The sequence below is a fragment of the Acidipropionibacterium jensenii genome, from assembly GCF_005890135.1.
Lineage (GTDB): Bacteria > Actinomycetota > Actinomycetes > Propionibacteriales > Propionibacteriaceae > Acidipropionibacterium > Acidipropionibacterium jensenii.
The window spans coordinates 1,084,803-1,099,544 of sequence record NZ_CP040635.1; the positions used below are offsets into that span (position 1 = coordinate 1,084,803).

Annotated in this window: 12 protein-coding genes; 7 read left to right on the plus strand and 5 right to left on the minus strand. The window is 68.1% G+C overall.

Annotation, left to right across the window (positions count from 1 at the left end; translation table 11 throughout):
- Positions 1-779: 779 nt before the first annotated feature.
- The 5 genes from FEZ32_RS04690 to rpmH form a co-directional block, all read right to left on the minus strand.
- Positions 780-1,382, minus strand: coding sequence for a Jag family protein (locus FEZ32_RS04690; protein ID WP_244937952.1), 603 nt, complete (start codon positions 1,380-1,382; stop codon positions 780-782).
- Positions 1,383-1,685: 303 nt separating this feature from the next.
- Positions 1,686-2,771 carry a membrane protein insertase YidC gene (gene yidC / locus FEZ32_RS04695; protein WP_097799721.1) on the minus strand — a complete coding sequence of 362 codons (1,086 nt, stop codon included), beginning with the start codon at positions 2,769-2,771 and terminating at the stop codon, positions 1,686-1,688.
- Between the two features lie 21 nt (positions 2,772-2,792).
- Complete coding sequence (gene yidD, locus FEZ32_RS14175; protein ID WP_420809252.1) at positions 2,793-3,377, minus strand: membrane protein insertion efficiency factor YidD; 585 nt, start codon at positions 3,375-3,377, stop codon at positions 2,793-2,795.
- A gap of 5 nt (positions 3,378-3,382) precedes the next feature.
- Positions 3,383-3,874, minus strand: coding sequence for a ribonuclease P protein component (gene rnpA / locus FEZ32_RS04705; RefSeq protein ID WP_138680070.1), 492 nt, complete (start codon positions 3,872-3,874; stop codon positions 3,383-3,385).
- Positions 3,875-3,882: 8 nt separating this feature from the next.
- Entirely contained in the window at positions 3,883-4,017 is a 135-nt protein-coding gene (gene rpmH / locus FEZ32_RS04710; protein WP_084149452.1) for a 50S ribosomal protein L34, read from the minus strand.
- A 606-nt stretch (positions 4,018-4,623) separates the two neighbouring features.
- Here rpmH and dnaA point away from each other — a divergent pair.
- The 7 genes from dnaA (at position 4,624) to FEZ32_RS04745 (ending at position 14,669) form a co-directional block, all read left to right on the plus strand.
- The gene (gene dnaA / locus FEZ32_RS04715; protein ID WP_138680851.1) at positions 4,624-6,069 is read left to right on the plus strand and encodes a chromosomal replication initiator protein DnaA; all 1,446 of its coding nucleotides are present in this window, start codon (positions 4,624-4,626) and stop codon (positions 6,067-6,069) included.
- Positions 6,070-6,628: 559 nt separating this feature from the next.
- A complete protein-coding gene (locus FEZ32_RS04720) occupies positions 6,629-7,468 on the plus strand; it encodes an ABC transporter ATP-binding protein (RefSeq protein ID WP_138680071.1) in 840 nt (279 codons plus the stop codon).
- Between the two features lie 28 nt (positions 7,469-7,496).
- The gene (locus tag FEZ32_RS04725) at positions 7,497-10,094 is read left to right on the plus strand and encodes an ABC transporter permease (protein WP_138680072.1); all 2,598 of its coding nucleotides are present in this window, start codon (positions 7,497-7,499) and stop codon (positions 10,092-10,094) included.
- 176 nt (positions 10,095-10,270) lie between these two features.
- Positions 10,271-11,431, plus strand: coding sequence for a DNA polymerase III subunit beta (dnaN, locus tag FEZ32_RS04730; protein ID WP_028703553.1), 1,161 nt, complete (start codon positions 10,271-10,273; stop codon positions 11,429-11,431).
- Positions 11,432-11,820: 389 nt separating this feature from the next.
- A complete protein-coding gene (locus tag FEZ32_RS04735) occupies positions 11,821-12,516 on the plus strand; it encodes a DUF6226 family protein (protein ID WP_097798032.1) in 696 nt (231 codons plus the stop codon).
- Positions 12,517-12,652: 136 nt separating this feature from the next.
- Complete coding sequence (gene recF / locus FEZ32_RS04740) at positions 12,653-13,978, plus strand: DNA replication/repair protein RecF (protein ID WP_138680073.1); 1,326 nt, start codon at positions 12,653-12,655, stop codon at positions 13,976-13,978.
- Entirely contained in the window at positions 13,971-14,669 is a 699-nt protein-coding gene (locus FEZ32_RS04745) for a DciA family protein (RefSeq protein WP_138680074.1), read from the plus strand. Before recF ends, FEZ32_RS04745 begins: the two co-directional genes overlap by 8 nt.
- Positions 14,670-14,742 lie beyond the last annotated feature (73 nt).

Genomic DNA, 14,742 nt, shown 5'->3' on the forward strand with positions numbered 1-14,742 from the left:
CGACTTCTCTCTGCAAACTTCTAAGGATTCAGGCGTCTAGACACCCCCCCGAAGCCCCCCATCGAGGGCACGACCGGCAGCTATCCAGCTCAACCCGCACTCTCTCGGGCCCAGCTGCCACCGGATTCGTGTGTGAGCCCGGGTGGTCAGTCTTGAGTCCACCAGGCTCACCTCTTGGGACACTGCTCGTGGCCAGCACACCACCCCCAGGATCGAGCAGAACAGGCTCACAATGGAGACAGCGCTCGCGGCACCACCGACGCGAGCTGGGCACCAGCGCACGAGGCCGCCGGGGTTCACCATCGCTTCGCCGATATGTCTATTTGTCGACAAATGTCCTTTCCGCTCATCGACGGACTGTGCGCATGCTTTCATCCGATGCCCATACGTGCGGGGTGATGCAGTTGGCCCGAGTGATGCGGAAACCATGCCTCCCGGGCCCCGCTCTGCGAAAGCACCGACGGAACACATCGGAGCACACCGCAGCGGAAGACGCCACGGTGGAAGGCACCACCGACGCCGCGTTCCTTGGGAACCGACCACGGGTATAGCTCCCGGTACAGCTCCCCACAGAACGCTCGCCACGGGAAATGCACCACGGGGGACGTCGAGGTCCGCATCAACGGACTCCCGACGTCCCCCGTGAAGGGCACCACCCTCGACTGAATACCTCCGGCCCACTACCCTCGGCCTACAGGCAGCCACTCCCACACGCCCTCAACCGAGAACGCACAGCAGGTTCAGATGGGGAGCGCGCAACAGGCTCTGCCGAACCAGACTCAGGCCGAGATCACCACATGCCGGCGGGGCTCCACACCCTCCGACTCGCTGGAGAGTCCGGCTGCCGCCACGGCGTCATGAATGATCTTGCGCTCGAATGGATTCATCGGGGCCAGGTGCTCCGGCTCGCCGCTCTCCTTGACCGAGGCGATCGCCTCGGTGGCCAGGATGAGCAGCTCCTTGCGGCGCACCTCGCGGTACCCGGCAATGTCGAGCATCAGCCGTGAGCGGTGACCGGCTTCGGTCATCACGGCGAGTCGGGACAGCTCCTGGAGGGCCTCCAGCACCTTCCCGTCCTTGCCGACCAGGGTCTGGGAATCGGTCACGATGGAGACGTGGGCACGCCCGGCCTCCACATAAGTGTCGATGTCACCGTCCAGATCGGCGATGTCGAGGAGCTCCTCGAGGTAGTCGGCGGCGATATCGCCCTCCTCATCGAGAGGATCGACGTCGCCCTCCTCGCCCTCCTCGCCCTCCTCGGACTCCTCGGCATCCTTGGGGGCGGCCTGCGCACCCTCGGTGTCGTCGGTCCCGGACTCCTCAGCCTCGCCGGCGACATCCCCGGCAGGCTCGGCGGCCTCGGCAGTCTCAACCACGACCACCGGGGCATCCTCCTCGACGACCTCGACCACGTCCACCTCCTCCGGAGCCGGCGCCTGTGCATCGGCATCTGCCTCATCGGCAGGTTCGACGACCACCTCGGAGACGACCTCCACGGGCTCCTCGCCCACCTGGGTCGACTCGATCGTCACCTCTGCCACCGCGTCATCAACCTGGACGTCGGCCTGCGGCTGTGCACTCTCTTCACTCATGAAATTGGTTCCTTCATCCAGCGGACGGTAGGGCCCGCAACCTGGTGACAATGGTGACGATCCCATGACCGTCAGCGACTGGGGGACCCGACCTCAATGCTTGCGGTCGGCACGAGTCTTGCGGGTGGGCTGCTGTCGCCGCACCACCTGCTTCGTGCCGTCGCTGGCCTTGCGGACGGTCTGGCGGGTCACGCCCCCCTGGCGGGCCACGACGGCCGATCCGGACTCATCGGAACCGGCCGCGACAGTGGTCGCCTTGACGGACTTGCGACGTCCCTTCTCGCGACGACGCCGCTCGATCTCGTCGGGATCCTTGCCCTTGGCGCGCATCCGCTCCTGCCAGTCGACGAAGGCGGGAGTGTTCGGTGTCGGATTGCTCCGAATGAGGATCTCCTGCTGTCCCAGCGTCCACAGGTTGGTGGTCGACCAGTAGAGCATGACGCCGATCGGGAAGCTCACGCCGGTGAACAGATACATCAGCGGGAACAGGTAGATCATCATCTTCTGCTGCTGGGCCATGGGCCCGGTGAGAGCCTCGGGCGGCATGTTCTTCCGCATCAGCTGGAGCTGCGTGTAGAACAGCGTCACCACCATGATGATGATGAGGACAATGGCCACGATCTGAGTACCGCCGAAACCATCATTCAACGGCAGGAACCGGCCCGACAGATTTGCGCCGAAGATCTTGGAGTGTCGCAGCGAGTTCAGCAGATCGGGATTCTCCACCAGGAACTTGCCGCGCGCGATCCCCCTCGACGCACCGTCGAGGACCCGGAACAGGGCCAGGAAGATCGGCATCTGGAGCAGCAGGGGCAGGCAGGAGGCGGTCGGGTTGACCCCCTCCTCCTTGTAGAGGTTGGCCATCTCCTGACCGGAGCGCTCACGGTCGTCGCCGTACTTCTCCTGGATGGCCTTCATCTTCGGCTGGATGAGCTGCATCTGCCGAGACGTGTTGATCTGCTTGACGAACAGTGGAATGAGGATGATTCGGATGGAGATGGTCAGAAAGACAATCGCCAAGGTCCAGGACCATCCGGAGTCTGCGCCGAGCAGCGGCGACCACATTTTGTGGAAAAGTACCAGCAGTCCGGAGACTGCCCAGTACAGCGGGATCATGATGGCGTGGCCAAGCGATTGGAGTCCACTCCACAGGCCAAGAATGACCAGCGGGCTCATCATCAGTTCTTCACCTCAGAGGTATCAGCGGGTGTACCCCGCGAGAGACGGAAGACCGCCGTCCCGCAGGTACTTCCCGGACCGGCCGGCCCGAGAATGGTTCATGGTCGCGGTGTTGTCCGCGGAATCGTCCGGATCGTGCGACCCGGGGACTGTGTGGGGCCCGGAGGCCTCCGGGCGGTGCCGACCCTCAGCGGTCGTCATCTCGTCCAATTGTGCATCCTCATCGACGCGCAGGGACGCGGACACCGCGCAGGAGTCGGTGCTGGCACCACCCTCTGGTCCGCACGCCCCCGAACGGCTGGAGGCGACGTCGCGAACCCGCTCCGCCTGGCGCTCGGCCCACTCGTCAGCCTCGGGTGTTCCGGGAACCGGGTCGTAGCCGCCGTTGGACCAGGGGTTGCAGCGCAGGATCCGCCACACGATGAGAGGGGTGGCGCGCAGCACCCCGTGCACCTGGAGTGCCCGAAGGCCGTAGGCCGAACAACTCGGCTTGTACTTGCACACATTGCCGTACATCGGGGAGATCACCAGGCGCCAGACCTTGACGAACCCGATCGCCAACCAGGTCACCGGACGAAACCGTCGAACGGCCAGTCGACCAGCCATCGGGATCACCCTCGTGTCCCGGCGGTACCGGGGCCGCCGGAGGGGCGCGCCGAGGTGGACCGGTCGGCCGAGCGACGTCGATCCCGCTCGACCTTGCGCATCGCCGACCGCCATGCGTCGGCCAGATCCCCGGGCACGGACTCCGGACTGGTCGAGGCCGCCGGAAGCGCCCTCACCACCACCAGGGTGTGATCGGGGGTTGCGCCGAGAAGGTCGCGACTGAGATGACGCAGACGCCGCTTGACCCGGTTGCGGGTCACCGCGTTCCCGACCGCCTTGGAGACGATGAAGCCCACACGCGGCCGGCTGTCCACAGCGTCAACGGAGTTGTCCACAGATGCTGTGGACAACTCCGGGTGTGTGACGCCGTCGCGCGCGCCCGGACCACCGGTCCGGGAGGCGTGCACGACGAGCGTGGACCGACCGGCCCGGACGCCGCGGTGCGTCACGGCACGGAACTCACCGGGCCGATGCACCCGGCAGCGGGCAGGCAGCATGGAAGATCTCAGGCGGAGAGCTTCGCGCGACCCTTGCGGCGACGGGCGGCCAAAATGGAGCGACCCGAGCGGGTACGCATCCGGGAACGGAAACCGTGGTTGCGTGCACGGCGACGATTGCTGGGCTGGAAGGTGCGCTTCACGGGATATTCTCCCTTGTGTTTCGAGGATCACCCGGAAGTGACGGCGGAACCCGCAGCCCTGTGTCCGGGGCGCCCGGACGGGCGCGGAGGAAAGAGTCGCCAAGGACGGCGACTTGTCAACGATACGAGTCCAACCCCGTCCGGGGCAACTCGAACAGAACCCATATTGAATCACACCGGAGTAGTCCACTCGACACGCCGATCCCGGACAGCAATGATGGCAGGAGTGGTTCCGGGCGCCCGATCGCAGCCCGGGTCCTCGGAGACAGGCCGCGACCGTCCGCCGCTACCATGTCCTGTGGACAACGGTGTGAACAACTGGGAACGGGCCGCACGAGCTCGGGATGCCGGGGGCACAGCCGAAAACCGGTCGCCGACCACGGCAACGCCGACGGGGGACCGGATGGACACTGCACGAGCGAGCGACAGAACCAGGTGGCGAGTATGACGGAGGCCAGTTCCGAGGGCGACACGTCCTACCCGGGCTCCGGACAGGATCCGCAGGCCGGGCACCAGCACATCGAGCACGACTCGACCGGGCCCTCACAGCCCGGTCCGAACACCGTCGGGACCTCCCCCCATCCCGATGCCATCCTGCCGCCACCGATGAGCGCCCATGAACCCGGTGATCCGACCGCCGACCTCGTCGTCGCCTGGTCCTCGATCATCCGCAAGGTCTCACCGGCCAACCGCGCCTGGCTGACCAACAGCCGCCCGGTGACGATGCACACCTCGACCGCCATGATCGCCGTCCACAACGAGTTCACCCGGGACCGCATCGAGACCAAGATGCGCAGCGAGCTCGAGGAACTGCTGTCCGACCACTTCCGGCGGCCCATCCACCTGGCCATCACCATCGACCCGGACATCGAGCTGGCCCTTGGCGCCCCCGACTCCTCTCCGCAGGAGGCCGAGGAGGAGCTGCCCCCGGCCGAGTTCGTCCCCAAGGTCAATCCCGGGGATCCCGACGCCCTGCCCTACCGGCCGCAGAGCGCCGATGAGCGACTGGCCGGCGAGGCCAACGGGCTGATGCGCCTCAACCCGAAGTACACCTTCGACACCTTCGTCATCGGCGCCTCGAACCGGTTCGCCCACGCCGCCGCGGTCGCGGTCGCGGAGTCACCGGGCAAGTCCTACAACCCGCTGCTGATCTACGGCGGCTCCGGACTGGGCAAGACCCACCTGCTGCACGCCATCGGCCACTACGTCGTCAACTACTACGACAAGGTCAAGGTGAGGTACGTCTCCACCGAGGAGCTCACCAACGACTTCATCAATGCCATCGGCACCAACACCGCCAACGACTTCCGACGCGCCTACCGCGACGTCGACGTCCTGCTGGTCGACGACATCCAGTTCCTGGAGAACAAGATCCAGACCCAGGAGGAGTTCTTCCACACCTTCAACACCCTGCACAACGCGCAGAAGCAGATCGTGATGACCTCCGACCGCCCCCCGAAGCTCCTGGAGGCCCTCGAGCCGCGGCTGCGAAGCCGGTTCGAGTGGGGTCTGCTCACCGACATCCAGCCACCCGACCTGGAGACCCGGATCGCGATCCTGCGACGCAAGGTGGCCTCCGAGCGGCTGTCGGTGAGTCCCGACGTGCTCGAGTTCATCGCCAGCCGGATCCAGACCAATATCCGCGAGCTGGAGGGCGCCCTCATCCGCGTCACCGCCTTCGCCAGCCTCAACCGGCAGCCCGTCGACATGTCCCTGGCCGAGGTGGTCCTGAGGGATCTCATCCCCGACGGCCAGGAGGCCCCGGTCACCGTGGACCGGATCATCACCGTGACCGCCGGCTACTTCGGGATCACCCGAGACGACCTGATGGGCACCTCGCGCACCCAGACCGTGGTCACCGCCCGACAGATCGCCATGTACCTGTGCCGGGAGCTCACCGACCTGTCGCTGCCGAAGATCGGGGCCGAGTTCGGCGGCAAGGATCACACCACCGTGATGCACGCCGATCGCAAGATCCGCTCCCTGATGGGTGAGAAACGCCAGATCTTCAACCAGGTCTCCGAGCTCACCAACCGCATCAAGCAGAACTGACCCTGTTCCCGGAGGCACTCCGGGGAAGCAGACCCGTGCCGACCGTGCAGGACGCCCTGGTCCCTTCTCCCGTTCCCGTGCACGCGTCATCCCTTCGCGACACGCCGTGGTCGGCTGCCGCCCATCCTCTGCACAGTCGGGTCCAGACGTCCCCAGAACCGGGGACGACCGCCGTTCTCGTCGTCGCGATCCCGGTCCAGAACCGATGGGTGGGGATTGTCCCCAGGGGCCTGTGGATAACTGGTGGACAACCGGGGGACGCCTGTTCACAGCCGAAAAGGTCCACAGCGAGGCCCTCGGGATCCACCTCGATCCCCATCCCACTGCACACCCTCAATCCGATTCTGACTAGGGAATACTCGAGTTGTCCACAGGTTCCACAGTGGTGATGACTACGGCGAAAGGACATACATCCAAAGGTCTTCAAAGTAAGTGCGGTGCACCGTGTGGCCAACCCTTCGCGGGTCCTGGGTCGATGCGGGTTGTGGACAAGAGCACACTGGGACACCGGACCGGCGCACCGCGGTCCGCGCACCCGACACCAGTTCCAGGAGGACAGATGACGGCACCCGCTGCACGCGCGGCCGCGCTCACGAAGACCTACGGTCGCGGCGACACCTTGGTGGTTGCCCTCGACAGTGTCGACGTGAGCTTCGAGCAGGGACACTTCACCTCCGTGATGGGACCCTCCGGTTCGGGCAAGTCGACCCTGATGCACTGCATGGCCGCACTGGACCGGCCCACCTCCGGGCAGGCCTTCATCGGGGAGACCGACGTCGCCACCCTCTCGGACAACGGCCTCACCGAGCTGCGCCGCGATCGCATCGGATTCATCTTCCAGTCCTTCAACCTGGTGCCGACACTGACCGCCAAGGAGAACATCCTGCTCCCGCTGGCCATCGCCGGTCGCAGACCCGACCCCCACTGGTGGGACGAGGTCATCGAGACGGTCGGACTGGCCAACCGCCTCAGTCACAAGCCCTCCGAGCTGTCGGGGGGCCAGCAGCAGCGCGTCGCCTGCGCTCGCGCCCTGGTCTCCCAGCCCGAGATCATCTTCGCCGACGAACCCACCGGCAACCTGGACTCCACCTCATCGGGGGAGGTCCTGGACTTCCTGCGGTCCAGCGTCGAGACGATGGGCCAGACGATCGTGATGGTCAGCCACGACCCGGTCGCCGCCTCCTTCGCCGACCGGGCCCTGTTCCTGGCCGACGGCCGGATCGTCGACGACCTCGCCGACCCCACCCGGGAGCACGTCCTGGACACCATGGCCCGTCTCGACGAGCGGACACCGGCCGCACCGCGTCCCGCCCGTCGCCCGCGCCGGCCGGTGGCCGCCCGCCCCGTCGCGCCGACGTCCGGTTCGGGAGTCTCCGGCGTCGCCGAACTGACCAACTGATCAACCGGACGCAGGAAGGAGCAGAACCGTGTGGAAGACCACCTGGAAGTCGCTGTGGGCGCGGAAGGTGCGGCTGCTCATGTCCACCCTCGCGGTGGTCCTGGGAGTCGCCTTCGTGGCCGGCTCCTTCATCTTCACCGCGATGCTCCAGGGATCCTTCGACGCCATCGTCAAGGGCACCACGAGCGACGTCGAGGTGTCCCCCAGGACCGATGTCGCCGTCGTCTCCGCGGGCGCCGAGGCCCCGCTCATCAGCTCCGACCTGGTCGCCAAGATCGGCGAGGTCCCCGGCGTCGCGAAGGCGGTCGGGGTGGTGAGCACCCCCGGGGTCTATGCCATCGGGTCCGACGGCAAGGCCCTCACCGCCTTCGGCCCGCCCCAGCTCGGGATGAGCTGGACCACCCTGCCGGTCTACGGCGGGCAGCCCGGCGTCGTCCTGAAGTCCGGGCACGCCCCGAGGGCCGACGACCAGATCGTCGTCGATCCCGCCACCCTGGAGAAGTCCGGCTACCGGATCGGCGACACGATGCGCGTCATCACCCCGGAGAAGGGGACCGTGCGCGTCACCGTCGTCGGCACCGCCGGCTGGGAGTCGGGAGGCACCGCCGGAGCCTCCTACATCTTCTTCACTCCGGCGCGCGCCCAGGCCCTGCTCACCACCGGCCGCGACGCCTGGACCGGGGTGCGGGTCCAGACCGAGCCGGGCGCCGACAGGGACGCCGTCGCCGCCGCCATCAACGCCTTCCTGCCCTCCAATATTCGGGCCACCAACGGTGCCACACTGGCCGCCGAGGTCACCTCCCAGATCAACGAGGCGCTGAAGTACGTCAACACCTTCCTGCTGATCTTCGCCGGGATCTCCCTGGTGGTGGCCGCCTTCCTGATCCTCAACACCTTCTCGATCCTCATCGCCCAGCGGTCCAGCGAGCTGGCCCTGTACCGGGCGATCGGCGCCAGCCGCAAGCAGCTGCGCAACTCGGTCCTGGTGGAGGCCGCGGTGGTGGGACTGGTGGGCTCCGCGCTGGGAGTGGTCGCCGGGATCGGCGTCGCCTACGCCATCAAGACCTTCATGGCGATGGCCGGCTACGACCTGGGGGTCTCCCACCTGTCGGTGCCGGCCAGAGCGGTGGCCATCTCGGTCGTGGTGGGGATGACCGTCACCCTGGTCGCCGCCCTGCTGCCCGCCCAGCGCGCCACCCGGGTCCCCCCGGTGGAGGCGATGACCGGGTCGCGCACCGAGAACCCCCAGGGGCTGGGCGCCCGCACCGCCGTCGGACTGTCGATGGCCGGCGTCGGGACGATCGGAATCCTGATGGGCCTGTTCGGCCATCCCGGACACGACGCCGCCTGGGCCGGGATCGGGATGGGACTGGTCACCATCGGGGTGACGATCGCGACCCCGCTGCTCGGCCGGCCCGTCGTCTGGCTGGTCGGGCGCGCCTACCGCGCGGTCTTCGGCGAGGTGGGGCGGATCGCCGAACTCAACTCCATCCGCCAGCCGCGCCGCACCGCCGCGACCGCCTCGGCCTTGATGATCGGCCTCACCCTGGTCACCCTGATGACCGTCTTCGGTGCCTCGGCGAAGGCCTCGATCTCCGACCAGGTGCATCAGGGGCTGCGCGGGGACTACCTCATCGGCAGCCAGGGATTCGATGACTTCCCGACCCAGGTGGCCACCAGCGCGGCGAAGGTTCCCGGCGTCGAGTCCGTGCACACCATGACCACCGCGGGCTTCCAGCTGCTCGGCCCGGACGGGAAGCTGCAGCGCCTGCCCGGTGGCAGCGGCGACCGGCTGCTCTACTTCTCGGTGGCCGGGATGAAGCCCTCCGACCTGGACACGATGTTCCCGCAGAAGATCGTCCAGGGCAGAATGTTCCGCGCCCCCGGGGAGGTCATCGTCTCCGAGGACGCCGCCTCCATGCGCAGCATGCGCGTCGGGTCGACCTTCGCCGGCTACAACGCCTCCAAGCAGAAGAAGGTCACCTTCACCGTGGTCGGCGTCTTCAGCTCGGGGGAGGGTCAGGCCGGCGCCGGCATCTGGACCGACAAGCAGACCCTCACCCGGGTCGGACTGGGACGCCAGGACACCTTCGTCTCGGTGAACATCGCCCCGGGCGCCAACCGGGACGCCGTCCGTGCCGGACTGGAGCGGGCCACCGCCGACATGCCGCTGGTCTCGGTGATGGACATCAACGAGTACGCCGGCCAGCAGATGGCCCAGATCAATCAGATCCTGGTGTTCATCTACGCCCTGCTCGGACTGAGCGTGGTGATCGCCATCCTGGGCATCGTCAACACCCTGGGCCTGTCCATCATCGAGCGCACCCGGGAGATCGGACTGCTGCGCGCGATCGCCATGAAGCGCCGCGACGTGCGGCGGATGATCACCCTGGAGTCCGTGCTCATCGCCCTGTTCGGAGCGGTGGTGGGCCTGATCCTGGGAGTGATCTTCGGCGCCGTCCTGCAGCGTCTGCTGGTCGACGACGGGATCACCGTGCTGTCGATCCCCTGGCTCCAGCTGCTGGTCTTCCTGGTGGCGGCCGCGGCGGTCGGGGTGCTGGCGGCGGTGTGGCCGGCGAGGAGGGCGACCCGGATCAACGTGCTCACCGCCATCGCCACCGAGTAGTGGGGCAGAGTGGCGGGACCGAGTGGGACCGAGTGGCGGGACCTCAACCTTCAACCGGGCCTTCCAGGTCGCGGCTGCTGTCGGCGCGTGAGGGGTGGTGGGCTGGATATGATCGATGCGCGCGCAGTCGTGTGCTGCGAGATGAACTTGTTCCACAACCAGAAGAGGCGATCCACGTGAAGATCCGGCTGGAACGCGACGTCATGGCCGATGCAGTCTCCTGGGTTGCCCGTACCCTGCCGAACCGGCCGGCCGTGCCGATCCTGGCCGGACTGATGGTGCGCGCCGAGGGCGACACCGTGACGATGTCGGGTTCCGACAACGAGACCACCGGTCATATCACCCTCACCGCCCAGGTCGACGAGCCGGGTCAGGCGCTGGTCTCCGGCAAGCTGCTCGCCGACATCGCCAAGTCCCTCCCCGACAAGCCGGTCGAGATCACCGCCGACGCCTCCCGGATGGAGCTGGTCTGCGGGTCCGCCCGGTTCACCCTCCAGGGGCTGCCCGTCGAGGAGTACCCGGCCCTGCCCGAGATGCCGGGAACAACCGGAACGGTGGCCGCCGACGTCTTCGCCAAGGCCGTCGCCCAGGTCGTGGTGGCCGCCGGACGCGACGAACTGCTGCCCGTCTTCACCGGGGTGCGCGTCGAGATCGACGGCGACACCCTGTCCCTGCTGGCCACCGACCGGTACCGGATGGCCCTCAAGGAGATCACCTGGCAGCCCGCCGCCACCGATCTGGAGGCCACCGCCCTGGTCCCGGCCAAGGTGCTCAACGAGACCGCCCGGTCGATGACAGCCGGAGACAGCGTGACGGTGAACCTGTCCTCGGGAGCCACCGGCGACGGGCTGGTCGGCTTCGAGGGTCATGGCACCGCGGGCAGCCGCCGGATGACCACCCGACTGCTGGACGGCGAGTTCCCGAAGGTCCGGCACCTGATGGACATCAAGGCCACCCGGTCGGTGCGGGTGCGCACCGACGAGCTGATGGCCGCCGTGCGTCGCGTCTCCCTGGTCGCCGAGCGCAACACCTCGCTGCGGATGGAGATCAACGAGGACGACATCGCCCTGTCGGCGGCCACCGGCGACCAGGCCCAGGCCTCCGAGGCCATCCAGGCCCTGGTCACCGACCATGTCGACGGGGATCCGTCGATCCTGGCCGCCGGGTTCAACCCGCACTACCTCACCGATGCGCTGGGGGCTCTGGACACCCCCTTCGTCGACTTCTCCTTCACCGCCCCGGGCAAGCCCTGTCTGGTGATGGGCCTGGACTCCCTGGAGGGGGAGCCGGAGGTCGACTACCGCCACGTGATCATGCTCATGAGGCTGCCCAACTGACCTGAGGGACTCCGTCCCCCCGTCGTGTGCGGACTCCCGGCCACAGCCGGGGGTCCGTCGCCATGTCCGGGGCTTTCCGGAGTGCCCAGGTCTGAAATGCCGGGGTTCGACATGCCCCGGCCCGGCAGTGTCCCGGCCCGGAAATGTCCACGATGCTCGCGAAGTTCGACGATGCTCGCGCTATAGCGCGAGCATCGTCGAACTTCGCGAGCATCGTGGGGTGGGGGTGGACGCGTGGGGTGGGGGTGGACGCGTGAGGTGGGTTAGAAGGCGGGCTGGGTAGTGGGTGGTTCAGGTGGTGGGGCGCCGGGTCTTTTACCACTGGGGGACCGGAGCTGTTGAGACGGGGTGACGACAGTGGCCCCCGGACCCCATGCCAGACTTCGGACATGAGCATCATCGACGAGGCCATGGCCTCCGTCGATGCCGAATTCATCCGGCTCGACGCTCCTTCCTGGCCCGATCCGCACGAGGGTCGCCGAGTCATGGAGGAGGAGTACGGACGGGTCACAGATCCCGGCCGTTTCCGAGCTCTGAGGCTGCGCCTGGAGGCGTGGCGGAGGTGTCTCGCTGAGGCCTGGGGAGTCGACGTCGCGGAGCCCGGGGACGCACCATCGGCGGGAGACCTCGCGCCGGAGGAGAAGTTGTCCACAGCCACCACCAGCCTGTGGACAAGTGCGCGGGAGGGCACTCTCCCGCTGCGCACCACGGTCCTGGAGGACGGCGGCATCACCTGCGTCGCACTGGGCATCGCCGACGACCCGGTCGACTTCGGACTCCTTCCCGGGTGCGCCTGCGACGCCTGCGACACGGGCTCGGACGCCCTGCTGGCAGAGCTCGACGCGCTGCTCGTCGCCACGGTCACCGGAAGCCTGGTGGTCGTCATCGGACCGGTGAGTCGCGACGACTCGGACCGCCCGGTGCCGCGCTTCCTCATCGTGGCCACCGAGGAGGACTGGAGCCTCCAGGGGGACGGTCCCGCCGAGCCTGCCGAGATCGTCGACGCGGTGCGCTCCGGGGACGACCCTCATCTGCCGGTCGGATCGATCGTCCACTGCGGCAGGTCCTGGCTGTCCCGGGCCTGACCAGTCAGATCACCCGGTCCCGACCTCTCACGGACCCGGGCCTGCCGGTCCGGCACCCGGTGATCATGGGCCACGACCACCCGGGCCGTCGGTCTCCCGTGGCTCACCGGGATCGTCGTCTTCTAGGATCGTCCCGATGTTTGTCGAGCATCTGTCCCTCACCGACTTCCGGTCCTATGTCCGCGCCGACGTGCCCATGGCACCCGGCGTCACGACCTTCGTCGGCTCCAACGGCCAGGGCAAGACCAACCTCGTCGAGGCCGTGGAGTATCTCTCCCGGCTCTCCTCCCACCGGGTCCGCCAGGATCTGCCGCTGGTCCGGATGGGCTGCGACCAGGCGGTGGTGCGCGGCCGGGTGAGGGCCGGTCACGGCGACGACCGGTCCCTGCTGCTGGAGATCGAGATCAACGCCCACCGGGCCAACCGGGCCCGCATCAACCGGGCGAACCTGCCCCGCACCCGTGACCTGCTCGGGGTACTGAGGACGGTGGTCTTCTCCCCCAGCGACCTGGCCATCGTGCGCGGGGACCCCTCGGACCGCCGCGAGTTCCTGGACGGCCTGGTGATCACCCGCTGGCCCCGGATGGCCGGGGTGAAGGCCGACTACGAGCGGGTGCTGCGCCAGCGCAACGCGCTGCTGAAGTCGGTGTCGGGCCGGGGGTCCTCCGCCGGTTCCGAGATCGGCGCCACCCTCGACATCTGGGACGACCAGCTGGCCACCATCGGCGCCGAACTGCTGTCGGCCAGGCTGGACACCCTCACCGCGGTGATGCCGCTGGCCTCGGCCGCCTACCGCGAGATCGCGCCGGTCAACGACCTGGCCAGCGCCGACTACCGGGCCAGCCTCGACCTCTCCCGGCTGTGGCAGCCCCCGGTCGCCGGGCAGGACCCCGGTGCTCCGGTCGACCGCACCCTGCTGGTCGAGGAGTTCCTCGACGCCCTGGCAAGACGCCGTCCGGACGAGTTGGTGCGCGGGGTCACCCTGGTCGGACCCCACCGCGACGACGTCATCCTGTCCATCGGCGACCTGCCCGCCAAGGGGTACGCCTCCCACGGCGAGTCCTGGTCTCTCGCCCTGGCGCTGCGCCTGGCCTCCTTCCAGCTGCTGCGCGCCGACGGCATCGAGCCGGTGCTGGTGCTCGACGACGTCTTCTCCGAGCTCGACGCCACCCGTCGCGACCGGCTGGCCGCCGCCGTCATTGACGCCGACCAGGTTCTGGTGACCGCGGCGGTCGCCCAGGACGTGCCGGCCCAGCTGGCCGGGGCGCGGTTCCACGTCGGGGGAGGAGAGGTGCACCCCGCCGACCAGCAGATGTCCCAGACTGTCAGTGGGTCCGACGACAATGGGACCCACAGCGACCAGTCCAGCAGCAACGAGCCCAGCAGCACGACCACCAGTGGTGCCGAGCTCGACCCGGATGGACAGCACAGCGACGATGACGGGAGGAGGCAGGATGACTGACCCGACCACGCCCGAGGATCCACAGTCCACCAGCGCACCTCGTCACAGCGGAGGCCGCGTCGAGAGTCACAGCGAGCACCGGTCCGGGGGCCCCGATAGCACCGGAGACCCCGACCAGGCTCCCGACGAGTTCGACCTGGAGGCCCTGGCCGACCACGACGACGAGGGTGTCGACCTGGCTCGGATCATCGCCCTGTCGGCCAGGGGCGATCCGGCCGGAACCCCCCGGTCAGGGGCCGACCACGACGTCATCCTGCCCCCGCCGATGGGCATCCGACGCACCCGCAAGCGGCGTCGTCGTCGCTCCTCCCCCTGGTCGGGATCGGGACCCGACGGTCGCGACCCGGTCTCCCTCGGGACGGCGATGGATCGTCTCATCGCCGACCGCGGATGGTCCCGGCAGATCAGCCTGAGGGTCGTTCTGGAACGCTGGAGCGACCTCGTGGGGCCGGTCAACGCCCATCACTCCCATCCGATCGGCTACCGGGACAGCGTGCTCACGGTCCAGGCGGAGTCGACGGTGTGGGCCACCTCGCTGCGCTCGATCGCCGCGAATCTGGTCGCAGAGCTCAACCATCAGCTGGGGGAGGGAACGGTGACCAGGGTGGTCGTGGAGGGACCCACCGCACCCAGCTGGAAGCACGGGATCCGCAGCGTTCCCGGTCGGGGTCCCCGCGACACCTACGGCTGACGGCCCCCGACCCGACCGGTGAGATCGCCGTTTCTGTGTAGCCGGTGCGCACTCGTGGTTGACTCTGTCTGGG